Annotated in this window: 22 protein-coding genes; 12 read left to right on the top strand and 10 right to left on the bottom strand. The window is 63.1% G+C overall.

From position 1 onward, the window contains the following. Positions 1-57 precede the first annotated feature (57 nt). On the top strand, positions 58-1,047 hold the full coding sequence (locus tag ACFE72_RS15990) for a threonine/serine dehydratase (protein WP_375414094.1): 990 nt from the start codon (positions 58-60) through the stop codon (positions 1,045-1,047). 8 nt (positions 1,048-1,055) lie between these two features. Here ACFE72_RS15990 and ACFE72_RS15985 read toward each other — a convergent pair whose 3' ends face one another. Then, positions 1,056-2,063, bottom strand: a complete 1,008-nt coding sequence (locus tag ACFE72_RS15985) for a hypothetical protein (protein WP_375414093.1) — start codon at positions 2,061-2,063, stop codon at positions 1,056-1,058. A gap of 75 nt (positions 2,064-2,138) precedes the next feature. Between ACFE72_RS15985 and ACFE72_RS15980 the strand changes: the two genes are divergently transcribed. Next, positions 2,139-3,338, top strand: a complete 1,200-nt coding sequence (locus ACFE72_RS15980; RefSeq protein WP_375414092.1) for an MFS transporter — start codon at positions 2,139-2,141, stop codon at positions 3,336-3,338. Here the strand turns inward: ACFE72_RS15980 and dgcA are convergent. Continuing rightward, entirely contained in the window at positions 3,308-4,303 is a 996-nt protein-coding gene (dgcA, locus tag ACFE72_RS15975) for an N-acetyl-D-Glu racemase DgcA (protein WP_375414091.1), read from the bottom strand. The two genes, ACFE72_RS15980 and dgcA, sit on opposite strands and share 31 nt — an antisense overlap. A gap of 132 nt (positions 4,304-4,435) precedes the next feature. On the opposite strand from dgcA, the gene ACFE72_RS15970 reads away from it, so the two are divergent. From ACFE72_RS15970 to ACFE72_RS15960, 3 genes are read left to right on the top strand one after another with little or no spacing between them, the layout of a single operon-like run. Then, the gene (locus ACFE72_RS15970) at positions 4,436-5,569 is read left to right on the top strand and encodes an MlaE family lipid ABC transporter permease subunit (RefSeq protein WP_375414119.1); all 1,134 of its coding nucleotides are present in this window, start codon (positions 4,436-4,438) and stop codon (positions 5,567-5,569) included. A gap of 2 nt (positions 5,570-5,571) precedes the next feature. After that, complete coding sequence (locus ACFE72_RS15965; protein WP_375414090.1) at positions 5,572-6,342, top strand: ABC transporter ATP-binding protein; 771 nt, start codon at positions 5,572-5,574, stop codon at positions 6,340-6,342. A gap of 14 nt (positions 6,343-6,356) precedes the next feature. Then, positions 6,357-7,256 carry an MlaD family protein gene (locus ACFE72_RS15960; RefSeq protein WP_375414089.1) on the top strand — a complete coding sequence of 300 codons (900 nt, stop codon included), beginning with the start codon at positions 6,357-6,359 and terminating at the stop codon, positions 7,254-7,256. 115 nt (positions 7,257-7,371) lie between these two features. Here ACFE72_RS15960 and ACFE72_RS15955 read toward each other — a convergent pair whose 3' ends face one another. After that, on the bottom strand, positions 7,372-13,467 hold the full coding sequence (locus tag ACFE72_RS15955) for a negative regulator of septation ring formation (RefSeq protein ID WP_375414088.1): 6,096 nt from the start codon (positions 13,465-13,467) through the stop codon (positions 7,372-7,374). 386 nt (positions 13,468-13,853) lie between these two features. Between ACFE72_RS15955 and ACFE72_RS15950 the strand changes: the two genes are divergently transcribed. Both ACFE72_RS15950 and ACFE72_RS15945 read left to right on the top strand, forming a co-directional pair. After that, on the top strand, positions 13,854-14,231 hold the full coding sequence (locus ACFE72_RS15950; protein WP_375414087.1) for an Hpt domain-containing protein: 378 nt from the start codon (positions 13,854-13,856) through the stop codon (positions 14,229-14,231). A gap of 69 nt (positions 14,232-14,300) precedes the next feature. Next, positions 14,301-14,621 (top strand): 2Fe-2S iron-sulfur cluster-binding protein, encoded by a 321-nt coding sequence (locus ACFE72_RS15945; RefSeq protein WP_375414086.1) that lies wholly within the window; start codon positions 14,301-14,303, stop codon positions 14,619-14,621. Between the two features lie 9 nt (positions 14,622-14,630). On the opposite strand, the gene ACFE72_RS15940 is transcribed toward ACFE72_RS15945, so the two are convergent. Then, entirely contained in the window at positions 14,631-15,086 is a 456-nt protein-coding gene (locus ACFE72_RS15940; RefSeq protein ID WP_375414085.1) for an acyl-CoA thioesterase, read from the bottom strand. A 202-nt stretch (positions 15,087-15,288) separates the two neighbouring features. Between ACFE72_RS15940 and ACFE72_RS15935 the strand changes: the two genes are divergently transcribed. Further along, positions 15,289-16,317, top strand: coding sequence for an NAD(P)/FAD-dependent oxidoreductase (locus ACFE72_RS15935; protein WP_375414084.1), 1,029 nt, complete (start codon positions 15,289-15,291; stop codon positions 16,315-16,317). Positions 16,318-16,498: 181 nt separating this feature from the next. Here the strand turns inward: ACFE72_RS15935 and ACFE72_RS15930 are convergent, their stop codons facing one another. After that, positions 16,499-16,675, bottom strand: a complete 177-nt coding sequence (locus ACFE72_RS15930) for a hypothetical protein (RefSeq protein ID WP_375414083.1) — start codon at positions 16,673-16,675, stop codon at positions 16,499-16,501. Between the two features lie 250 nt (positions 16,676-16,925). Here ACFE72_RS15930 and ACFE72_RS15925 point away from each other — a divergent pair, with 250 nt between their 5' ends. The 3 genes from ACFE72_RS15925 (at position 16,926) to ACFE72_RS15915 (ending at position 17,983) form a co-directional block, all read left to right on the top strand. Next, positions 16,926-17,279, top strand: a complete 354-nt coding sequence (locus tag ACFE72_RS15925) for a hypothetical protein (RefSeq protein WP_375414082.1) — start codon at positions 16,926-16,928, stop codon at positions 17,277-17,279. Between the two features lie 246 nt (positions 17,280-17,525). Further along, positions 17,526-17,750, top strand: coding sequence for a hypothetical protein (locus tag ACFE72_RS15920; protein ID WP_375414081.1), 225 nt, complete (start codon positions 17,526-17,528; stop codon positions 17,748-17,750). Positions 17,751-17,752: 2 nt separating this feature from the next. Further along, positions 17,753-17,983, top strand: coding sequence for a hypothetical protein (locus tag ACFE72_RS15915; protein WP_375414080.1), 231 nt, complete (start codon positions 17,753-17,755; stop codon positions 17,981-17,983). Between the two features lie 184 nt (positions 17,984-18,167). Here ACFE72_RS15915 and ACFE72_RS15910 read toward each other — a convergent pair whose 3' ends face one another. Both ACFE72_RS15910 and ACFE72_RS15905 read right to left on the bottom strand, forming a co-directional pair. Further along, on the bottom strand, positions 18,168-19,253 hold the full coding sequence (locus ACFE72_RS15910; RefSeq protein WP_375414079.1) for a Gfo/Idh/MocA family protein: 1,086 nt from the start codon (positions 19,251-19,253) through the stop codon (positions 18,168-18,170). A gap of 154 nt (positions 19,254-19,407) precedes the next feature. After that, positions 19,408-20,406 carry a Bug family tripartite tricarboxylate transporter substrate binding protein gene (locus ACFE72_RS15905; protein WP_375414078.1) on the bottom strand — a complete coding sequence of 333 codons (999 nt, stop codon included), beginning with the start codon at positions 20,404-20,406 and terminating at the stop codon, positions 19,408-19,410. 171 nt (positions 20,407-20,577) lie between these two features. Between ACFE72_RS15905 and ACFE72_RS15900 the strand changes: the two genes are divergently transcribed. After that, positions 20,578-21,219, top strand: a complete 642-nt coding sequence (locus ACFE72_RS15900; RefSeq protein ID WP_375414077.1) for a DUF2147 domain-containing protein — start codon at positions 20,578-20,580, stop codon at positions 21,217-21,219. Positions 21,220-21,279: 60 nt separating this feature from the next. Here ACFE72_RS15900 and ACFE72_RS15895 read toward each other — a convergent pair whose 3' ends face one another. From ACFE72_RS15895 to ACFE72_RS15885, 3 genes are all read right to left on the bottom strand, one after another. Continuing rightward, positions 21,280-21,594, bottom strand: coding sequence for a hypothetical protein (locus ACFE72_RS15895; protein ID WP_375414076.1), 315 nt, complete (start codon positions 21,592-21,594; stop codon positions 21,280-21,282). A gap of 215 nt (positions 21,595-21,809) precedes the next feature. Then, positions 21,810-22,037 (bottom strand): hypothetical protein, encoded by a 228-nt coding sequence (locus ACFE72_RS15890; protein ID WP_375414075.1) that lies wholly within the window; start codon positions 22,035-22,037, stop codon positions 21,810-21,812. Between the two features lie 164 nt (positions 22,038-22,201). Continuing rightward, positions 22,202-23,437: an ABC transporter substrate-binding protein gene (locus ACFE72_RS15885; protein ID WP_375414074.1), complete on the bottom strand. Its 1,236-nt coding sequence runs from the start codon at positions 23,435-23,437 to the stop codon at positions 22,202-22,204. Between the last annotated feature and the right edge of the window lie 287 nt (positions 23,438-23,724).

The raw sequence follows: 23,724 nt of genomic DNA, 5'->3' as shown, positions 1-23,724 counted from the left end.
CTGCCGGCCTGCTTTGGCTCCCTTGCCCGCGCGTTGCAGGTCGCCTACAAAGCGCGCATGACAAATTCCTCTCCATCGTTGCCTGTTGCGCCTGCGGACATCGACGCTGCCGCGCGCGTGCTGGCTCCATTCGCGGTGCGAACGCCGTTGCTGTCATTGCCGGCGCTTGACGAACGCGTCGGTGCAAAGGTTTTCCTCAAACCCGAAATGCTGCAGCGGACGGGATCGTTCAAATTTCGCGGAGCGTTCAATAAGTTGTCGTCGATCCCGCAAGCCGCGCGGGGCGGCGGCGTGGTGGCGTTCTCGTCCGGCAACCATGCGCAAGGCGTTGCGGCAGCGGCACAGATTCTCAACATGCGGGCGACCATCGTGATGCCGGCCGACGCGCCGCGCTCCAAGCGCGAGCGCACCATGGGCTATGGCGCCGAGGTCGTGTTGTACGACCGCGACCGCGAGGACCGCGAGGCAATTGCCCGCAGGATTGCGGGCAAGCATGGCGCGACGCTAGTGCCGCCGTATGACGATCCCCAAGTCATTGCCGGCCAGGGTACCGTTGGCCGTGAGATCGCCGAAGACATGGCCGCGCTTGGCCTGACGCCGGATATCGTCATCGCGCCGGCATCGGGCGGTGGACTGGTCGCCGGTGTGGCGACCGCCGTGCTGTCGCGGTATCCGCAGGCGGTCGTGATGTCGGCCGAACCTGAAGGTTTTGACGACCATGCGCGCTCGCTGAGTGTCGGCAGACGGGAGGCGCACCAGGCCGAGGGGCGCACCATCTGCGATGCGCTGATGGCCTCAATTCCCGGTGAAATCACTTTCGCTGTAAACCAGCGGCTGCTGGTGCGCGGCGTCACGGCATCGGACGCTGAAGTGGGGGCTGCGGTCGCTTTCGTATTCCGCGAATTGAAGCTCGTCGTCGAACCCGGCGGGGCCGTAGGTCTGGCCGCATTGCTTGCCGGCCGCGTCGAGGCGCGCGGCAAAACCATTGCGATCGTGCTGTCGGGCGGCAACGTCGATGCGGATTTATATGCGAGATTGATAGCCTGACGGCTGGATCACGAGAAGAATGCGATCTTCTCGGCTTGGCTCATGCGCCGGATCGGCCCCAGTGGATCGGCGGGTATCTCCGATCGTCGCACAATTCCACTGGCGATCAGTGCAGCGCCCAGCGATGGTTCCAGTTCCACCTCGGTTTGCTGCGCGACAGCGCTGGATACGGGTATGGTCGCCATGGTCTCGGTTTCGGCAAGCTCAGGTTCATCAAAATCCGGAGCAGCCATCTCCAGCGCAATCAGGTCCAGCACGGCATCGTCATGTGCGGTCTCGACGCCGGCCGCGGCGGTTTCGGCGCGCACAGACGCGACGATGTATTCAGGCGGCCCGGCTGTTTCCATATCCATGCCAGCGTCGGCGCTCCCGGATGACGGCGCCGGATTTGCCGTCGCAACGGGGGCTTCATCCTTAGCAATCTCCGATGAAAACGCCTTCGTTTCCGGGGGTGCGAGAACCGATGATTGTGCCGCGTCGTCACCGGAAAGGTCCCTCAGCCGCCGATCGATCAGCGCGAACGCAGCGCCTAATGCGGCTTCGGTATCGCTCGAAGCGAGGTGGCTGCAACCCTTTTCGATGGCGCTGGCCTCGAAATCGATTAGATCGTAAATCCGGCCATCGGCTCCGATTTCGCGCAATCTGCACAGGGTTTCGCGGATCACCCGGGCGCCGTTGCGGATCGGCGCGAGCGATGCTTCGACCGCCGCGTACCCAAGCGCTGCCGATGCCGCGGCCCTTGCTTCGTCGACGGCGTTCCGGATGACCGCCAGCGCCTCAGTCAAGCCGTTTTCCGGCGCCGCTTTGCTTTCAATGGCGATATTCGCTTCGATCCGCGCTACGGCGTCCAGCACCATGCGGGTGTCGGCGTTGCGGTTGCGCTTGGCGTATTCGCTGAGAAACCAGCGGCCACGCGACGTTTCCATGAAGGCGTCGCGGATGGCGTCGTAGTCCGCCTCGCCCGGCTGCGCGGCACGAGCGGAAATCGGCGATAGGGCGAATGCTTCGTCGGCCATGTACAACCCATCGCGCAAATCACCGCGCATTGCTGCTACGATCATCACGAACCCAAGCGAATCGCAATTGAATTGATGCCATTCGAATCACAAATCCCCATTGCATCGCAAACCGCACCGAAGCGATTCGCGACGCGGCTGGCGCTGTTTTACGCTACGCTGTTCGGCCTCGTCGGAACGCATCTGCCGTTTTTTCCGGTGTGGCTGAAGTCGATCGGCATCGACGCGTCATGGATCGGGATCATCACGGCAGTGCCATCGCTGACGCGGTTCACGGTCCTGCCGTTCGTCACCGGGGTCGCCGAAAAGCACCAGTCGCTGCGCGGCGCCCTGATTGCCACGGCTTTCGCGAGCGCTTTTGGGTTCTCGCTCATCGGCACGTTGCATCAACCGCTGGCGGTATTCCTCGCCTATGCGGTCACCGCCTGCCTGTGGACGCCGATGACACCGCTCACGGATGCCTACGCGTTGAAAGGCGTTGCGCGGTACGGCCTCGACTATGGACCTTTGCGGCTATGGGGCTCGGCGGCGTTCGTGGTGGGAGCCCTTGCATGCGGGTTGCTGGTCGATGTCATCGCAGTCAGACACCTGATCTGGGTTATTGCGGCGGTAGCGGGGCTAGGGGCGCTTGTCAGTCTCGGACTTCGACCGCTCGACCTTCCAAAGGCGCTTTGTGCACCGGCGTCGGACGCGACTGCATTGCTGCGGCACCCGGGCTTTCTCGCGATCATCGTGGCGGCGGCGCTGATCCAGGGCAGTCATGCCGCCTACTACACGTTCGCCTCCATTGCCTGGCAGAATTCGGGCCTCGGCGGGCTGACCATCGCCGGATTGTGGGCGGCGGGCGTGATTGCCGAGATCGTGGTGTTCGCGCTGTCGCCGCGGTTCACACTGTCGCCTGCGACACTCGTGGCCATCGCGGCGCTTAGCGCCGTCGTGCGATGGCTGATCACGGCGCAGGAACCATCGTTGCCGGTGCTCGCGGTCGTTCAACTCGCACACGGACTGACTTTCGGGCTCACTCAAATCGGCACGATGGGGCTGATGGTGCGCCATGTGCCGGGCCACGTAATGGCGAGGGGGCAAGGTTACCTGACCGCTTGCACCGGAATCGTGACGAGCATCGCGTCGATGTTGTCGGGCGCAGTGTATGCGCGGCACGGGCAGGGCGTGTACTACATCATGGCTGCGATGGCATTTGCCAGCGCCGTGGTAATGTCGCTGGCGCGTCACCGGCTGGAGCGTCAGCCCCATAGTGCGGGGTCCGGCGGATAGACGGTGCTGCCATCGTACCGCAGGCCGCCGTTGCGATCTCCGGCCAGCAGCAGCGGCCCGTCGAGATCGACGAAGCGGGCCTGGTGCGCAAGCAGCATCGCCGGCGCCATCGCAAGCGAGGTCGCGACCATGCAGCCGACCATGATCTCGAAGCCGAGCGCCTGCGCCGCTTCCGCCATCGCCAGCGCTTCAGTCAAGCCACCGGTCTTGTCGAGCTTGATATTGATGGCGTCGTAGCGCTCGCGCAGGCGTTCCAGCGAGGCGCGGTCGTGAACGCTTTCATCCGCGCAGACCGCCACCGGCCTGCGAATGCGCGCCAATAGCCCGTCCTGTCCGGCGGGGAGCGGCTGTTCGACCAGGGTGACGCCGACAGCCTCGCAGGCGGCGAGATTCTGCTCGAGATTGGCCGGGGTCCACGCCTCGTTGGCATCAACGATAAGCTCGGATTCCGGAGCTTCCTTGCGGACGGCTGCGATCCGGTCGCCATCACCATCGCCGCCGAGCTTGATCTTGAGCAGCGGCCGGCTGGACGCCTTGGCTGTTGCCGCCGCCATGGCTTCCGGAGTTCCCAGCGAGATCGTAAACGCGGTGGTGCAGGCTCTCGGCGTCGGCCGTCCGAGCAAATCCCAGGCCCGCCGGCCGCCGAGCTTGGCTTCCAGGTCGAGCAGCGCGCAGTCCAGAGCATTACGCGCTGCGCCCGCCGGAAGGGCGCCCTGCAATGCCTGCCGGTCGAGGCCACCGCGCAACGCCTTTTCTGTCGAAAGGATCGCAGCCAAGGTTGCTTCCGGCGTCTGGCCATAGCGGGCATAAGGGACGCACTCACCCCGCCCCGTATGGTTGCCCCGGCTGACCTCCGCCAGTACCGTAACCGCCTCGGTCTTGGCGCCGCGGCTGATGGTGAAGGCGCCCGCGATAGGCCAGCGTTCGATTCGCGCGGCGAGCTTTGGCGGTTTGCTGGAAGTCATTTTAAAATCTGCAATTTCTGAACCGCAGGGTTGCCCGGCGCAACCAAGTATGGCTGGTTAGGATCGTATGCCACAAGGCAACGGCGAGGGTTGGATTTTCTCTCGGTCGCGCGGGAACCGCAGGAGTTGACATTGAACGGCGGGCCGACACTGGAGCGGATTGCACAGGGTGACGGCCTTGCGCTGTGTGCCGCGGGCTCGTGGACCGCCCGCTTCGCGCCGGATCTTGAACTGCTCGTCGGCGAGGCCGAGAAACTCACAGGAAGCCGCCCGAATATCTTCATCGACGTGTCGCAGGTTTCCAAGCTCGACACCTTCGGAGCTTGGCTGATCGAACGTCTGCGGCGCAGCCTGACCGACGGCGGGATCGAGGCGAAGATTGCCGGCCTTTCGGCGAATTATTCGAGCCTGGTGGATGAGGTGCGCCGGGTCGAAACCGTACCTGAACCGGAGGCGGTGGCGGTGACGGCCACCGGCCTCTTGAACCAACTCGGCCGCAGCGTGTTCGGAGTCGGCGAAGCCCTGGTCGGCCTGATTGCCATGCTGGGGGCCGTGCTTGCTGCAGGGGGGCGGGTTTTTCTTCATCCATCCGGATTCCGCCTTACCTCGACTGTCCATCATCTCGAGCAGGTGTGCTGGCGCGCGGTACCGATCGTGGTGCTGATCACCTTCCTGATCGGATGCATCATTTCGCAACAAGGCATCTTTCATTTCCGCAAATTCGGCGCCGACGTCTTTGTCGTGGACATGCTGGGCGTGCTGGTGCTGCGCGAAATCGGCGTCCTGCTGGTGGCGATCATGGTGGCGGGCCGGTCCGGCAGCGCCTATACCGCCGAACTCGGTTCGATGAAGATGCGCGAGGAGATCGACGCGCTGCGCACCATGGGTTTCGATCCGATCGAGGTCTTGATTCTGCCGAGGATGCTGGCGCTGGTCATTGCGCTGCCGATCCTGGCCTTTCTGGGCGCGGTCGCGGCCCTGTATGGCGGCGGGCTGGTGGCGTGGCTCTACGGCGGCGTCGATCCGGAGGCGTTCCTGCTTCGCCTGCGCGATGCGATCTCGATCGATCACTTTACGGTCGGCATGATCAAGGCGCCGGTGATGGCGGCGGTGATCGGGATCGTCGCCTGCGTCGAGGGGTTGGCGGTTGAAGGCAGCGCCGAGTCGCTCGGACAACACACCACGTCGTCGGTAGTGAAGGGAATATTCCTGGTGATCGTAATGGACGGCGTGTTCGCGATCTTCTTCGCATCGATCGGAATGTAGCGATGTCGATCGACGTCTCCGATCCCATTATCCGAGTTCGCGATATTTCAGTGCAGTTCGGCGCCACCAAGGTGCTCGATCGGCTTAATCTCGATGTCAGACGCGGCGAAATACTTGGCTTCGTCGGCCCCTCCGGCGCCGGCAAATCGGTGCTTACGCGCACCATCATCGGGCTGATACCCAAGGTCAGCGGGCGCATCGAGGTGTTCGGGATCGATCTCGACGCTGCGGATGCCGAAGCGCGGCGGGGCGTCGAGCGGCGGTGGGGCATCCTGTTCCAGCAGGGCGCTCTGTTTTCCTCCCTGAGCGTGCGGCAGAATATCCAGTTTCCAGTGCGCGAATATCTCAATCTCTCGCAGCGCCTGCTCGATGAGATCACCATCGCCAAGCTCGGCATGGTCGGGCTTAAACCGGAAGTGGCCGACCGTTTTCCGTCGGAACTTTCCGGCGGCATGATCAAGCGTGTCGCGCTGGCGCGTGCGCTGGCGCTCGATCCGGAACTGGTGTTCCTCGATGAGCCGACCTCAGGCCTCGATCCAATTGGAGCCGGCGACTTCGACGAACTGGTGCGGACCCTGCAGCGTACTTTGGGCCTGACCGTTTTCATGGTAACCCACGATCTGGACAGCCTTTATACCGCGTGTGACCGCATCGCCGTTTTAGGAAACGGCAAGATCATTGCAGCAGGAACGATTGACGACATGAAGGCTTCGCAGCATCCCTGGTTGCAGCAATATTTCCACGGCAAGCGCGCCCGCGCTGTCGTGGTCTGAGTGGAGCTGAACTGATGGAAACGCGGGCGAATTTCGTCCTGATCGGATCGTTCACGCTTGCGGTGATCGTGGCGGCGTTCGGCTTCGTGCTGTGGTTTCAAAGCCTGCATACCACCAAGCAACGCAGCCCGATGCGCATCGTTTTCGAGGGACCGGCGGCCGGCTTGCGGAACGGCGGCAGCGTCAATTTCAACGGCATTCGGGTCGGAGAGGTGATCTCCGTGAAGTTGGACAACCCGCGGCGGGTTGTCGCACTGGCGATGGTCGAGAACAACGCCCCGATCCGCAAGGATACGCTGGTGGGCCTCGAATTTCAGGGCTTGACCGGGGTCGCGGCCATATCGCTGAAGGGCGGCGAGGTGGCCGCGCCGCCGGTTCCGCTCGATGAGGACGGCGTTCCGACACTGACCGCCGATCCAAGGGCGCTGCAGGACGTGACGGAATCGATCCGCGCCACCTTGCAGAACATCAACAGGGTGGTGGCCGACAATCAGGAAGCCGTCAAGAACTCGCTGCTGAATCTCGAGACGTTCACCTCGTCACTGGCCCGCAACGCCGACAAGATCGACAACATCATGCTCAAGGTCGATGGCGTGATGGGGAAAGCCGCCGGGGTGATGGCCAAGACCGACAATTTGATGATTGGGCTGAACACGCTGGCCGGCGGCAAGGACGGCGGTGAACTTTTCCAGGCGGTGAAATCGATCCGCGAACTGGCCGATGACTTCGACAAGCGCTCCGGTGCGCTGATGGCTGACGGACGACGCACCCTCGGCGATATTAGCCGCGCCGTGAACAATCTGGACAAGAACCCGACCCGCCTGCTGTTCGGCGCAGGCAGCAGCAGCACGCCAGCGGAGGCGCCCAAGCCGACGGTGCCGGAAAGACCGCCGGCGGCCCAGAAGCGGCAGTAGCCAAGCTACAGCGGAATTCGTGTCCCGGACGCGGGCGGCATTCAAGGCGATGCGAAGCATCGCCGATGCCGCTCCGCAGAGCCGGGACTGTCACGAATATCGCAACGCGATCAGTCTATCCCAGCCGCCCTGCGGCGTGGGCGAGCAGGGTGTAGACCAGCCCGGTTTCCGAGATAAGATGGCCGCGCAGCGCCGCGGTTCCGCGCTCGTCGCGCGCAACTTCATCGAGCAGCCGCTCGAACTCCTGGATGTAGCGGTCGACCGTCTGCTTGAAGTTGCGGTCGGAGCGGTATTTGCGGCTGACTTCATCGAAGGCTTTCTGGCCGGACGGAGTATACAGGCGCTTGCTGAATGCCTTGCTCTCGCCGCGCTGATAGCGATCCCACATCTCGCCTGCGAGGTTGCGATCCATCAACCGGCCGATATCGAGCGACAGCGATTCCAGAGGATTTCCACCCGCCACCTGCTGGGTGCTGCGGCCGCGGGGAATATCGCGGTCGTTGCCGCCGGTGTCGGCGCGATTGAGCAGATCGGAGAGCCATCCGTCCTGCCCCTGGTCGGAGCTTGCTGGGCTGACCGGAGGCGCCTCGGTGCGGCGCGACGACGGCATGCCGAGATCCGGTGGCGGCAAATTCGACGCGCTTCGCGGCCCGGACCGCGATGGGGGCTCGTTGCGTCCGCCGGCGGTTGCCAGCATCGGCTCTTCCTCGTGCTGCGAACTGCCGCGCCCGGCCCCGACGACGTCGAGCCCACGGCCGTGACGCGCGACGATCCGGTTCAATTCGGCCAGCGCTTCGATCTGGTCGACAATGACCTTGCGCATCTGCGCGGTACTTTCGGCCGCTTCCTGCGGCATCTCGAATACGCCGCGGCGAAGTTCGCCGCGGGTGGCTTCGAGTTCGGCGTGCATTTCGGAAGCCATCTGCTTCATACCCTCCACCACCGCCGCAAACTTGTCCGCGGACTGCTTGAACATGGCATCGGCTTCCTCCGTGCCCTGCTGGTAGATCTGGTGCATCGCCTCGGAGGTGAGGCGGCGTTCCTCTTCAGCCGCGTCACGAACCGCCTCAAACTGCCGGCTGATCGCGGCTGAGCCCGCACCGGCGGTTTCCGCAACTACGCGCGCGATATCGCGGGCGCGCTCTTCGGCCGCCGCCAGCGATTCGTCGAGCAAGCCCGTGAACCGGGTCAGACGCTGATCGAGGTCGGTGGTCCGCATATCGATCGTCGTGACCAGGGCTTCCAGCGCCGCCTTGCGTTCGCCGACAGATGCGGTAGTGCTGCGGTTGCTCTGCTCGACCAAAGCCGCGGCCTTGGCCAGCGCGCTTCCGTGGGTTTCGAACTGTTTCGACAGGGAGCCGAGGTCTTCCAGCGCCTTCGAGGTCTTGACATTGAAGACCGACAACTGGTCATCAAGCGTCTGGGTGGCGACGCCGTTGCGCGAGGTCACATCGTTCATGGCCGAGACGAAGTCCGCGACGCGCGTGACCAGAGCCCGCTCCAGCGAGTTGAGATTGTCATGGGCGCCGGTAAGCACTTCCTGCAGCAGGATGTTGCCCTCGCGCAGCCGTTCGAACAGGGCGACCGTATCGGTGCGCAGGATCTTGCTGGTTTCCTGCATTTCGGTCACCGCCGCGATCGACACCTGACGCGACTGATCGATGGCGGACCGGGAAGCTTGCTCGAGATCCTTCAGCGATTTGCTGATTGCGCCGGTCGCCAGATCGCCGGCGCTGGTGATCGTGCGCGCGACGTCGCCTCCGTTGGTGATCATCGATTGCGAGAAGGCCTGTCCGCGGGTTTCGATCGATTTAAGGGCGTCGGTTGTAACGCGATCAATGTCGACGGTGAGCTGGTTGGTTCTGGAGCTGAGGGCCTCGACGAGGGACCCGCGTTTGTTGTCGACGATCTGCGCGAGGCGATCGGTCTGCTGCTGCACGTAAGTGACGACTTCCTCAGTCTTGCCGGTCATGGTCGAACTGAAGCTGCCGGTGGCGGCAAAAACCGAACGCTCAATATCGGACGAAGTCGTTTTCATCTTCGCGCTGACTTCGTTCGACGCGGCGACCAGCGAGTTCTGCGCATTGAGAGCGCTGGTTTGAATGTTGTCGGTCGTGTTCGCGGCGGCCGCAGTGAGCGAGCGCTCGATGTCGGCGGAGACCGACTTGATCTGACTGACCGCTTCGACAGACGTGGCCGCAAACGACGCCTGGGCTTCGCGGGCGCTGTTCAGAATGGAGGCGGCGGTATCCGCACCGAGCGCCGTCAACGTGCGCTCAACGTCTTCCGTAAGCGATTTGACGTGACCGGCTGCATCCGCGGACGCGGTGACCAGCGTGGTTTGAACGTCGCGGGCGCCGCTTCGGATCGATTCGGCGGTCGCCATCCCGGCGGCAGTCAGGGTTTGTTCAACATCGGCAGCCAGCGCCTTGACTTGGCTGGTTGCATCGGAAGAGGCCGCCACCAGCGTCTGCTGGGCGTCGCGCGCGCTGGTAAGAATGGACTCGGCGGTCGTCGTACCGGCCGCGGACAAGCTGCGTTCGATGTCGCTCGCCAGCGACTTGACGTGGCTTGCTGCATCCGAAGACGCGGTCACCAGCCTGTTTTGCGCGTCGCGCGCGCTATTGAGGATGGATTCGGCTGCCGCTGAACCGGCGACGGAAAGACTGCGTTCGACGTCGCTTGCCAGCGATTTGACATGATTGGACGCATCCGACGAGGCAGCTACCAGCGTGGTCTGCGCGGCGCGCGCACCGGTAAGGACCGACTCCGCCGTGGCCGCACCGGCGGCAGATAGGGTGCGTTCGATCTCGGATGACAGGGATTGAATCTGGCCGGCAACTTCCGTTGACGTTGCCAGCAGCGTGCTTTGCGCTGAACGTGCGCCGGTAACGACCGAATCCGCGGTTGCGGCGCCGGCGGCGGTTAGCGTTCGTTCGATATCGGAGGACAGCGATTGAATTTGGCCTGCAACTTCCGTTGACGTGGTTACCAGCGCGCTTTGCGCTGCGCGGGCGCTGGTAAGGACCGACTCGGCCGTAGCGGCGCCGGCCGCAGATAGCGTCCGTTCCACATCGGAGGACAGCGATTGAATCTGCCCGACGACTTCCGTCGACGTCGTCATCATCGTGCTCTGCGCCGCACGGGCGCTGGTAATAACCGACTCCGCCGTGGCTGCGCCAGCCGTCGACAGCGTTCGTTCGATATCGGAGGACAGAGACTGGATCTGACCGACAATTTCCGTTGACGTGGTAACCAGCGTGTTTTGCGCTGTGCTGGCGCTGGTCAGGACCGACTCTGCCGTAGCTGCGCCAGCCGCGGACAGCGTTCGTTCGATGTCGGAGGACAGCGACTGAATGTGGTTTGTGATCTCCGTCGACGTCGCCACTAGCGTATTCTGCGCTTCACGAGCGCCGCTGAGCAGCGAAGTCGCGGTTGCGGAGCCGGCCAGGGATAGCGTGCGCTCGACATCGGACGACAGCGAATGGACCTGCCTGGCGACTTCCGTCGACGTCGCCACCAGCGTGCTCTGAGCCTCGCGGGCGCCGTTCAGAAGCGAATCCGCCGTCGCGGAGCCTGCTGCGGACAACGTGCGTTCGACTTCGGCGGACAACGACTTGATCTGGTTCGACGCATCGGCCGATGCCGTGATCAACGTGGTATGTGCATCGCGGGCGCTGTTCAGCACCGAAGCTGCGGCGTTGGTGCCGACCGCGGTCAGTGCGCTTTCGACTTCCGCCGAGGTCAGCCTGAGCTGCGCGCTCACATCGGTGGAAACCGACAGCATCGACTGCTGCGCCGCGCGGGCGCCGGTCTGGATGGTCTCGCTGGTATTGAACACGAGATGTGTGAGCGAACGTTCCGCATCCTCGACATGGGACTTGATGCCGAGCGACAGTTCCTCTGCGCGCGCCACGAGCCCCTCGCTCGCTTGACGTCCGCTACTCTCGATTCGACCGGCCACGGCCTCGACGCGGGAGCCGAGAAGGTCTTCGAACTGCGAGATGCGCATGTCGATGTCGCTCGCCACCGCGCCGGCACGGCTTTCGACGCCGTGATGAATTTCCTCGAACCGCGCTGTAATCGTGTCCGCCAGATGCACGCTGCGGCCGTCGATTGTTTCCGTCACATGGCCGATGCGCCGGTCGATCGCGTCGATCGCCTGGGCGGTTCCATCGGTTAGCGACGAGGTGAGGTGGGAGAGCCGCGAGTCGATCGAGTGGATCGCCTGTACCGCGCCGTCGGTCAGCGCGGAGGTCAAATGCGTAAGGCGCGAGTCGATCGATTCGACGGCCTGCGTGGCACCCGTGGTAAGTGACGATGCCAGCGTGTTGAGCCGGGTATCGATGGTTTCGGTCAGCGATCTCGTCCGCGCATCGAAGGTGGTGTCGAGCGTCTTAAGGCGGCCGTCGACGGTTTCGTTGAACGATTTGATCCGGGTATCGAGTGACGCGTCGAGATTGGTCACACGGGAACCGAGCGTCGTCTCGAACTGCACCAGCCGCTGGTCGAGCGCGGCGGTGATCTGGCCGCTATTCGAGGTCAGTCGGGTGTCGAACGTGTCGACGTATGTTTTCAGGCTTTCCGCGATGTCCTGGGTACGCTGACCCATTCGATCGACGATTTCGCCGCCAAACGTCTTGACGGTGCGGTCGAATTCCGAGATATGGCGGGTGATCAGCGCGCCGAGCGTGCCGCTGTCGCGTGCGAATTTTTCCACGAGTTCCGCGCCCTGGTCCTTCACCAATTCGTCGAAGGCGCTCATCTGCAAGCTGAGCGAATCGTGGGCGTTTTCGGTCTGGCTGACGACTTTCGCGACGAGCGAGTTCACGGTCACATCGAGCGCGTCGCTGGCCTTGTCGCCGCTTGTCATAATGCGTGTGGCGAGGCGGTTGCCGGCGTCGTCGATCTTGTTCACCAGATCGCCGCTGCGCAGTTCGAGTTCCAGTAGCAGCGAGTCGCTGGAGTTCTTCAGTGAGTCATGAACCTGCTCGGTGCGGTCGGAAATACCATCGATGATGGTGGAGGAGCGCTGCTCGAACTCGCTGGTGATGCGGTCGATCCGCTCATTCAGCATGTCGTGGACGCGGTCGGCCAGATCGACGAACTCGTCGTGGACGTGGCCGGTCTTGAAATTGAGGCTGGTGGTGAGACGCTCGCTGGCGTCGAGCACCGCGCGGGTGGTTTCGGCGCTGGCTTCTTCTAGACGGTCGAGCAGGTCGCCGCCGCGCTCGCCGAGCGCGAGAATCATGTTGTCGCCGGCGTTGCTGAGCGCACCGGTGATGTGCGCGCCCCGCTCTTCCAGCGCGCCGGTGATGCTCTTTGCGACTTCGTCGACGCGGGAGGCGATCGCGTCGCTGATCAGCGCGATGTCATGGCGCAGATCGATTTGTACGCCGGAAATGGCGCTGCGCACCTGTTCGGCCTGTCCGACCAGGTTATCGCGCTGGTGAGCGATATCCTGCAGCAACGCGCGAATCCGCACTTCGTTGTCGGAATAGGCGCGCTCGAGCGCCGACACTTCATTGGCGACCAGGGTTTCGAGTTCGCCGGCGCGCGCGATGGCACGTTCGACGCCGTCTCCCATGGCCGCGACTTCGCGGCGAATCGCCTGACCCACCGTCACCATTGAATCGCTAGCGGCACCCTCGGGCTCGGAGAAACGGATCGCCACCTGCGCCATCGATTGCGCGATCATCCGAAGTTCCTGGCCGCGCCAGGACAGGGTCGCCAGAAAGTAAAACAACAGTATGGGTGCAAAAAACAACGCCGCTAGGCCGGCCAGTACCAGCGTGCCGGCGCTGCCCTGGCCGATGGAGGCCTGCAACGACGGATAGAAGCTGAAGGTCAGAAGTCCGGCGCCCAGGATCCAGACGCCGGCAAACAGGGTCGCGAGCGTATAGGCGCTGCGGGCAGGGCGGCCGTTCTGAATGGCCTGCAGAATCTGGCCGATGGTTTCGCGATCGTCGTTGGCGGCGCGGCGCGGGCGCTGCTCTTCGATCGGTTCAAATGACGGACGGTCGGGGGTGTTGCGGAAGTCAAAAGAAGCGTCGTCAAAGGCTGGTGTCGGCGGCGACTCCGTCGGTGTCGCATCGGCACGGACCGAGGATCGGCTGGTATCCACCGGTACGTCGCTGATATTCAAGGCTTCCTGAATGGCAGAAAGCGCAACTTCGGTCGGATCCTTGACCTTCTTTGGGGTGTTCGCCATGTTCAGCCTAAGCCCTCTTTTACGCATCCCCGGTGAGCCCGAGCGATCGGGACCGCAAGCCTCAACCGTCCCACATGCTTTGAGCGGTGCGAGCGGGACCACTGGCCCGCCCGGCTTGTCCGCTACATCCGCAAACATCCTATTGGCTTGGCGATGCGAATGAAATGGTTGCGATTAATACAATCTTAATCATCGTTAACGGCGCCCGCTCAAGGCTTTGAACCAAGGCGGACTAACCGCCGTCGCCTCGCGGTTATGGAACTTTTCGCCGAAAAACGCGGCAAACTTGCGGCTTCCGCTTAAAACGTTCCGTTAACCATTTCCGTGATTGGCTGAGGCTGTTCCGGGCCGGAATGGTCCCGGCGCCGGCGATTTGGACTAGCACCATGCGGCTTCATCTGGAACGGATCAACTGGATGCCATCGCCCCCGCTCGCTCCCGATGACGGTCCGATCGATATCGTTCACCTGAAGCGCATGACGCTTGGCGACGCCGGCCTCGAAGGCGAGGTGCTGGTGCTGTTCGTGCGCCAGGCCGCCGGCCTGATCGAGGCCCTGGCCGGTCTGCCGGCCGAGGCGGCTGCGCTCGCCCATATGCTGAAGGGTTCGGCACGGGCAATTGGTGCGTTCCGCGTCGCAGAGGCGGCCGAGACGCTCGAATCTGCCTTGGGGAACGGCACCGAGCCATCGGACGCAATGGCCGCGCTCGGGCAGGCGCTTGCCCAGGCCCACGCCGCAATCGACGCCATGCGGCCGCGTTCCTGACTGGCGCTGGCCGGGTCGACCCGTTATAGGACAGCCCGAACATTCCCAATTCCGGCAGCACGAGCAATCATGGCCAAGATACACTTTGTCGACCACACCGGCGAAACCCGCATTGTCGACGTCGACAATGGTGCAACGGTGATGGAAGCCGCGATCCGCAACGCCATTCCCGGCATCGAAGCCGAATGCGGCGGCGCCTGCGCCTGCGCAACCTGTCACGTCTATGTTGATGAAGCCTGGCGCGAGCGGGTGGGCGCCCCGTCGCCGATGGAAGAAGACATGCTGGATTTCGGTTTCGACGTGCGGCCGAATTCGCGGCTGTCGTGCCAGATCAAGGTCACCGACGCGCTGGACGGCCTGGTGGTGACGACGCCGGAGCGGCAGGCTTGAAGGAAAGCCTCAGATGTCCCGAAAGCCGCGCCGCCACCAGCGTTCGAAATTTTGCTTGATTTCGTCAGTCAGCGCTGTAGGCCTGCGCGTGGCGTCATCGATCAGCACCGAGACCGACTGCGACGATGCCATGCAGCGGCCTTGCGAAAACACCACCTGATCGAACGTCACCGAGGTGCGGCCGAATTTCGAGACGCCAAGCCCCATCTCGATCGTGCCCGGCCACTTCAGCTCGGCGCGGAAGTGGATGTCGAGGCGCACCATGATCCATGCCAGCCCCTGTGGCATCAATCCGAAACTGCGGTCCTTCATCAGCGTGACGCGGCCGGTCTCGAAATAAGTGGCGTATACCGCGTTGTTGACGTGCTGGTTGGGGTCGAGATCGGCGAACCGAACATTGTCCGTGAGCCGGTAAGGAAAATCTTCCAGAAGCGGACTTGAATCAGGATGGTCTGATGTGTTCACGACTAATCTCCGAGGCACGGTGCCCTTATCAGAGCCAAAGCAGGTTGGCACGATCAGTTTTTCGGCATTGCCGGGCTTGACCCGGCAATCCATCCACTTCAAAGACTCCTTGAAAGATCAATGGATGTGCGGGTCAAGCCCGCGCATGACGACCAAGCCAAAGCCGCTTTCCGATCACCCTTTCAACCAGCGACGACAAACGATGAGCGAAGCGATCAAAACCGATGTGCTGATTATCGGCGCGGGCCCTTGCGGACTATTTGCCGTGTTCGAACTCGGCCTGCTCGACATGAAGGCGCATCTGGTCGACATCCTCGACAAGATCGGCGGCCAGTGCGCCGAACTATATCCGGAAAAGCCGATCTACGACATTCCCGGGATTCCCTACGTCACCGGGCAGGGCCTCACCGAAGCCCTGATGGACCAGATCAAGCCGTTCAATCCGACTTTCCATCTCAACGAGATGGTGGAAACCATCGAGAAGATCGGCGATCCCGGTTTTCGCGTCACCACCGATGCCGGCCAAATCTTCGAATGCAGGGTGGTGGTGATCTCCGCCGGCGGCGGATCATTTCAGCCGAAGCGGCCGCCGGTGCCGGGCATCGAGGCCTATGAAGGCACCTCGGTATTCTACGCGGTACGCAAGATGGAGCAATTCCGCGACAAGGAACTGCTGATCGTCGGCGGCGGCGATTCGGCGCTGGACTGGACGCTGAATCTGCATCCGGTCGCCAGACGCGTCACGCTGCTGCATCGTCGCGACGATTTCCGCGCCGCACCCCACAGCGTCGAGCAGATGCGCGCGCTGGTGCGCGACGGCAAGATGGATTTGAAGATCGGCCAGGTCACCGCACTCGAAGGCGACGGCGGAAAGCTTACCGCCGCGGTAATGAAGGGCAACGACAACGCGGTCTCCAAAATCGAATGCGATACGCTGCTGCCGTTCTTTGGTCTGACCATGAAGCTCGGTCCGGTTGCCAATTGGGGCATCCGATTGGAAAACAACCTGGTGCCGGTGGAAACCTCCGCGTTCGAAACCAACGTGCCGGGTATCTTCGCGATCGGAGACATCAACACCTATCCGGGCAAGCTGAAGCTGATCCTTTCCGGTTTTCACGAAGGCGCGCTGATGGCGCAAAAGGCGCATCGCTACGTTTATCCGGACAAGCGTCTGGTGTTTCAATACACGACATCGTCGTCGAGCCTGCAGAAGAAACTCGGCGTCAATTGAAGCCGCAGGTTGGGTAGGGCGGTGGTTGACCGCCGCAGCCGCGCGCTTTTCGCCGCTTGTGATTTCGTTGCGGCGAACTGCAGGCAAAATCAAGGCGCGACGCTGGAGCGGCACCAAGCGGCTTTTTCCGCGCGCAGCCTCATCGCCCGGAAGAACGTGAGTGCAGGGACCAACCTTGCCGCTACGCCCAGCGGTCTTCTTCGCGGCGGTACTCTTCCGTGTTCAGCCGCTCTGCGACCTCTTCGGCGATCGCCGGCGTACTGGCTTCGGCAATCTCCTGGCCGTCGGGTTTGACGATCCTGTTCTTCTCGGTGTGCACCGGAAAATCATCCGGCTTCAATTGCTCTTTGTCGGCCATGGCGCAACGCTCCTGGGTTGGCGGGGTTAACGTTCGATCCTGCGTTATGATCCCTCCGAATTCGAGGCGCGACCGTTCGCCGGTCCTGAAGGTCCGCACCGAGAACCAAAGGCAGCAGGACAAATCCACGAAGGGCCGCCTCGACAGCGGCCCCTTTTGGTTTCGGCGCCGCTAGCCGCCTGCGCTTTCCGGCTGGAACAATACCGCTACGGCACTGTTGAGGTCGGCAGCCTGGTGTTCAAGGTCAGAGATGCCGGTCATTGTTCGAAAACGACGCAGGGCGAGGTCTACCTTCTTTGCGCGGAGTCGCCGCCGGCTGCAGAAGACAGGCCCGTATTTGTCTCTCGGTCTGCTGCTCGTCCCCCTGCTGCTGGTTGAACCGTTGAAAGTGGTGGCGCTGTGCGTCGCCGGCAGCGGACACTGGCTGACCGGGACGGCAATGCTCATTGCCGCCTACGCAGCAAGTCTGCTGGTTGTCGAACGTCTTTTCCGGGTGCTTAAGCCCAAACTCATGATGATGGGCTGGTTCGCCAGACTGTGGACGGGCTTTGTCGCACTGCGGACGAGATTTGTCGGCGGCTGGTTGTTCGGCGCCAAAACCTGATTGGTACGAAATTCCGGCAATGAGGACCATGCGCCTTGTGGCTGGCTAGACCATCATTGCTCGCGCGATTAGAGGGGCCGGTGAGCACGCAACTGCCGTGGTAGCGCCGGACTGGCGTCATAAGAGCATTTCAAGGCTGGGTAGCTCTCCCCATCGGCATCTATCTTTGGCTGGTTGCCTTTCGTTCTCTGTTTGTTCTAGCTTGCCCGCGGCAGGTCGAGGCGGCGCCGGCGGAGCAAGACCCTGATGCAGATTGAAATCATTCGCAGCGAAATCGAGCGCCTGCGCGGCGCGGTCGGGCGGCAGCGCAAGGAAATCCTGCAGCTACAGCGGGCCGGGATTTCCGCGGCTGCGGCCGAATCCCTGCTGCAACGGATGCTCGATCGAATCGACGGGCTTTGCATCGAGCGTGACCGGCTTAAAAAAAAGCTGCCGCCTGCCCGGGGCAGAGCTTGCAACGGACGGAGATGACGATGCGCGAACCTGTGCGGTGGTACAGCGACAAGGACGACCATCCGCCTTTTCTCAAGGCGCTGGCCGAAGCCAGGCGCATCGGGGTGCATGAAGGCTGGTGCTATCACCACGTCTGCGCCATCCTGCTGTCGATCGACCAGTATGCCGAGGCGGCCACCGGGAATCGGGAATTCTTCTGGAACAAGCCGCACTCGATTGGCGGCAGTTTGAAGAACGACGACAAGCTGTAGCGAGCCTGGTGTCGCAAACGCGGCGCAGCATCCGCTGCCAGCGCGGTCGATTCCGCGGCACGCAGAACAGCGCCGTCCAAACCCGGCGCCATGGCCGACGAGGCGCGCCCGCTCCGAGAAGCGATTGACAGCGGCATCGTGCAGGGCTGGACGAGCTGCATCATGGCTGCGATAGCCCCCCGGGCTACACCGGGGTGCGGAATTTCCTGTAAAGCTCCTGCACCGCCGACAGCGCCGCGTTGTTGAGCGGAAGGCCGACCGGCTCGCCGGATTCCGCCGACAGGTCCGCGGCGAGATAGGTTTCCATCACGGCCCGCGCGCTTTGCGGCGACACCATCGGCGGCTGGTCGCGCAGGACGCATTCGAGGAAGTGCATGGTCTCCGGCGCCATCTGCCCGGCAAAGACGTGATCGACCCATTCGCCCGGCATGGTCGACATCGGATACTGCGTGCCGTCCTTGACGGTGTTGAGCCAGTTGGAGCGCTGCGTATCGTCCAGGAACAGCGAGCCTTCAGTGCCGGTGATCTCGATGGTCGTGGCGCAGTAATTCGGATAGCTCGGCGGCAGATTCCAGCCGCCGCCGATCGAGACCAGCACGCCGTTGTCCATGGTCACCGTGCTCCACATGATGTCATAGGAGCCGTTGACGTCCTTCATGGTGCCATACGCGCCCTGCGAATAGACGCGGACGGGTTTTGCCGGCTCCAGCAGCCAGTACACGAAATCGAGATCGTGGGTCGATTCCATCGCCGCCGGCGACAGCCAGCCGCGGCTTGCGATCTTCTTGCCGAGCCCGCGCGACAGATGCCGGCTCACCATCACCGACACCGGTTTTCCGAGCGTGCCGTCGGCAATCTTTTTCTTGGCGTAGGCGAGGCGGGTATTGAAACGCTGCGAGTAGCCGATGGTGAATTTGAGATTGCCGCGCCGCGCGATCTCGATCAGTTCGTCGGCTTCGAACAGTTCGAGCGCGATCGGTTTTTCCAACAGCACGTGCTTGCCCGCCTTCAGGCAATCGCGCGCGATGGGATAGTGGGTGGATTCCGGCGTGGTCGAGATGTAGACCACCTTGATGCGGTCGTTGTTGACGATATCCTGATAGTCGAGCGTCGCGGTAGCGGCGCTGGTCAGCTTGCTCACCTCGGCGAGGCGATCGGGCCGGATTTCGCAGACGTGCAGTCTGTCGACGATGGAGGATCGCGCCAGCGTCTCCGCCCGTATGCCTCCGCACCAGCCGGTTCCAATCACCGCGACTTCGACCTGTTGCACGCTGGGGGTTCCTTATCCATTCGCTCAAGCGTGTCATACGCGGGCTTGACCCGCGTATCCATCGCTCTTCGCGAGGTCTTTGCGAAGCAGGATCGATTGCCGGGGCAAGTCCGGCAATGACGCAGGGATGCACTGCGTCCGGCGCAGGGCCACGTCAATCCGGATGCAGCCCGTTCTCCCGGATCACCTTGGTCCACTTCGCGGTCTCGGCATCCATGTAAGCCTTGAACTCCTCCGGCGACGTGCTGGCCACTGCAATCGCACCGACGTTGCGCATGCGCGCCTGGATCGCGGGCTCCGCCAGCACCTTGACGATCGCGGCGTGCAGCTTGTCGACGATTTCGCGCCGCGTGCCCGACGGCACCAGCACGCCCTGCCAGGACGAGGTTACAAGGTTGGTCCATCCGAGTTCATGCATGGTCGGGATATCCGGCAGTTCAGGCATCCGCTCGCGGGTCGTGACCGCAAGCGCCTTGACCTTTCCGCCCTTCACGAACTCCATCGCCGACGAGATGGTGGTGAACATCAGGTCGACATGGCCGCCGAGAATGTCCTGCACCGCCGGACCCGCGCCGCCTTTGTAGGGCACATGCACCATGTCGAGTCCGGCATCCTTCTTGAACACTTCCATCTCCAGCCGGTTCAGCGTGCTGCTGCCGGGCGTGGCGAAGGAAACCCTGCCCTGGTTCGCTTTCACATAGGCGACCAACTCCCTGACGCTGCCGGCCGGGAAGTCCAGCCGCGCGATCAGGATACTCGGAGTGTCGGCGCACATTGTAATGGGAGCCAGATCCTGATCCGGCCTGATGCGCATGTTGGAATAGACGCCCGGGTTGATCGACAGCGTCCCGATGTTGCCGAGAAAGGTGGTATAGCCGTCCGGCGCCGCGCGCGCTGCGACTTCGGTACCGATGATACCCGCAGCGCCGGACCGGTTGTCGACCACGATCTGCTGGCCAAGGATCTCGCTGACGCGGCCCTGGATGGTGCGGGCCACGAAATCGGAGGCGCCTCCGGGCGCGAATGGCACGATCATCATGACCGGCCGCGTCGGATAGCTGTCGGCGTCCCCGGCGAAGGCCGTCGCGCCGAGCGGCAGCAGCAACGCGCTGGCGAGCGCGGCGAAGAGGTGTCCGGTTCGCTGCGATGACATGGTCGGTTCCGCCCAAATCGGTTCAGAGGATTATGACACCTTTATCGATCTGATCATAACAGGTGGGGGGTGACGGGGGAACGGCCCCCCTATTTCCCCTCCCGCAAAATCGACATAGTGTGGGCTGCGTATGAGCCCGCCGTGTCGGGAATAAGGATTTGGATCAACGTCATGCGTATCGCTCGAATTGAGTTCGCACGCCGCGTCGGGCTGGCATTGGCCGCGGCCGTCGCTGTGCTGATGGCTGCCGCATTTCACCAGCCCGCCGGCGCGCAGACCGCCGTGCAGACCGGCCCCTCTGCTGCGGGGCTGTGGCAGAAGATCGAGGACGGCAAGCCGGATGGCTGGTTTCTGCTGGTCGATCACGACGGTATCTTCGAGGGCGCGATCGCGAAAATGTTTCTGAAGCCGGGCGACGATCCGAACGTGCTCTGCACCAGGTGCACCGACGATCGCAAGAACCAGCCCTGGCTCGGGCTATCCTTCATCCGCGACATGAAGCGCGACGGATTGAAATACGAGAACGGCAATGTGCTCGATCCACGCGACGGAAAAATCTACAAGGCGAAGATGACACTCAGCCCCGACGGGCAGACGCTCACGATGCGCGGTTATATGGGCATCTCGCTGTTCGGCAAGGACGAGGTATGGCACCGGCTGCCTGACACCGAACTCGCCACGCTCGATCCGGCCGTGATTGCAAAATACCTTCCGGCCCAGGCGGCGGCGGTGAAGCCTCCGGTTGCGGTGAAGCCACCGGTCGCTGCGAAGAAGAGCGCGATGCCCGTTGCGGCGCCGGCGCCGGCCCATTAGCAGCGCACGGAACCGCGAGGATAAAAAAAGGCCCGGCGCTGGGTCCGGGCCTTTCTTCATTTACCAGTAATGCCGGTGCCGCCAATGCCGGTGCCGATAGTAACCGGGTCCGCCGTAATAGGCGTAGGCGGGCCGGTAATAACGCGGTGCGTAGTAACCGTAGCCCGGTCCGTAGTAACCATATCCCGGTCCATAGGCGTAAGCCGGATAGGTGCTGGCCGCGAGGCCGGCGCCGACGACGCCGGCGGCTAAGCCAAGACCGATACCTGGGCCCCAGCCACGGCCCCAGCCGCGAGCTTCGGCCTGGGTCGGCGCAGCAACAGCGGCGGCGCCGAGCGCCGCAACGGTTGCCAAAGCGATTGCAGTTTTCTTCATAGGTCGTCCTCCTGGAATTCACACAATGCTACAACGCGGCTGTTTTTCGTTGGTTGCGAGGAAACCCGCAGGAACCGTGCGTCTTGCGAAAATTTCATTTAGATGAACGGGCATTGACGCCGCCGTCATCGCGCGCGGAGCGAAGCAATCCAGAGCGGGGTACGGATAGATTGTTTCGCCGCAAGGTCGCTTCGCAGTGGCGCGCAAACGAAACGTCAGTCTGCGCTTCTCAAGCGCCGCATGGTGAATTCGATCCGGTCGCCCGGCAGTTCGCGCCAGCTCTCGACCTTGCTCATATAGCCCGCGGCCGGATAGCTATCGAGAAATTCCCGCGCCTTGGCGCGCGCGGCGGGCCGCGGCAGCGTAAAGGTTTCGCGTACGAAACCATCGTCCGGCCCGCGCCGGCGCGCCATCCTGTCCGCAAGATCGCGCGGGCGCATCATGATGCCGTAACTCCGAACAACTGACGACGGAGCTAATATAGGGCAGGGCGGGGAGGAATCCGAGTCTGCGTGGGGATGCCATGCGCGAATCCTCCGCCAGCCCGGCTGCGCGGCGACGTTGATGTGGCCGGACGTGACGCGCCGCATCGCGTCCGGGACACAGCCTATTGCGACAGCTTCACGAAATCCGGAAACTTCATCCTGCCCTCGGCGATGGCCTTGGGCCATACCGCGATCTGCCTGCCGTTCTGCCACTGGAACACGAGGCCGGTCACCGCGCCGGGGCCGGATTTGATGCCGTGGGTGAACTCGTCATCGCGGCCGTAGAACGAGATGCGGCCGATGGTGCCTTCGTAATCGGTTTTCTCCAGTTCGGCGACCATCTTGTCCGGATCGGTCGAACCGGCGCGCCGGATCGCGTCCGCGATGATATAGACTTCGTCATAGGCGGTATAGCCGGTATAGGCCGGCGCGATGCCGAACTTCGCCTTGAAGGCTTGCGCGAACGGTTTTGTCTTCGGCGTCACCGCGACGTCGGGAGTGGCGACGGCGAGCGAGGGGATGCCGTCGGCGGCGCCATTGGTGTCGGCCCAGAAGGTCGGACTGAGCGCCTGCGCGCTGATGCCGAACATCGGGATCGGGACCTGCTGGTTCTTCCACTGCACCGTCGGCTGTACGCCGACATGGGAAATGCCGGTAACGATGGCGTCGGGCTTCTTGCCCTCGATGTTGTTGAAGATCGGGGTAAAGTCGGTGGTATCGGGCGAGAAGCGGATATGTTCGACCACCTTCAGCCCGGCCTTGGGCAGGCAGGCCTCGTAGCCGATGTCGAGCGGCTTGGTCCAGGCCGCATCCTCGCTCATGATCGCCACCGTCTTGAACTTCAGTTCGTCGACCAGCAGCTCTTTTGCGGCGTCGCAGACGAGCTGAGCCTGGGCGGCCGAGGTGAGGTAGCCGTGGAACGTGTATTTGTTCTTGTCATAGTCGTTATGAATGGCTTTCGTGATCTCGTTCGAGGCCGCGCCCGGGGTGATCAGCGGCATCTTCAGCCGCGCCGCCCACGGTTCCAGCGCCAGCACCACCTCGCTGATGTAGCTCGCGATCACCGCAGACACCTTGTCGTCGCTGACGGCACGCTGGAAGGCGCGGACCGAATCCGCCGACGAACTCCTGTTGTCGTAGGATACGATCTCGATCTTGCGGCCCATCACGCCGCCCCTGGCGTTGATCTCGTCGGCGGCGATCTGCGCGCCGCCCGGCGTCGCGGCCCCGGCGATCGACTGTACTTCGGCGATCACGCCGATTTTTATGGGATCGCCTGATTGCGCAGATGCGGGGGCGGCGAGGCACGCCGCGAGCGCGGTTGCGAGACATAGCTGTCTTGCGGGGATATTGGTCACTGGTTTTCTCCCTGTTGTTTTTCATTGTCCGCGGCGCGTTGGCGGCGGGGCGGAACGAGTGTAGGCGGGCTGCAGCGCGGGTCAATGCGCTCCGTCCGATCCTCGTCATGCGCGGGCTTGACCCGCGCATCCATCGCTCTTCGAAAGACTTTTGCGAAGCAGGATGGATTGCCGGGACAAGCCCGGCCATGACGACCTCCCCCGTGTCCCGGGCGCGATGCGGCATTCTTCATGCCGCTTCGCAGAACCGGGACCCCGGTTCCTTGCAGCCGCAACAACCGAAACCC

The sequence above is a fragment of the uncultured Bradyrhizobium sp. genome (assembly GCF_964252615.1).
Classification (GTDB): Bacteria; Pseudomonadota; Alphaproteobacteria; order Rhizobiales; family Xanthobacteraceae; genus Bradyrhizobium.
Note: the sequence above shows the minus strand (reverse complement) of the source record. Positions and strands in the feature narration are given on the sequence as shown.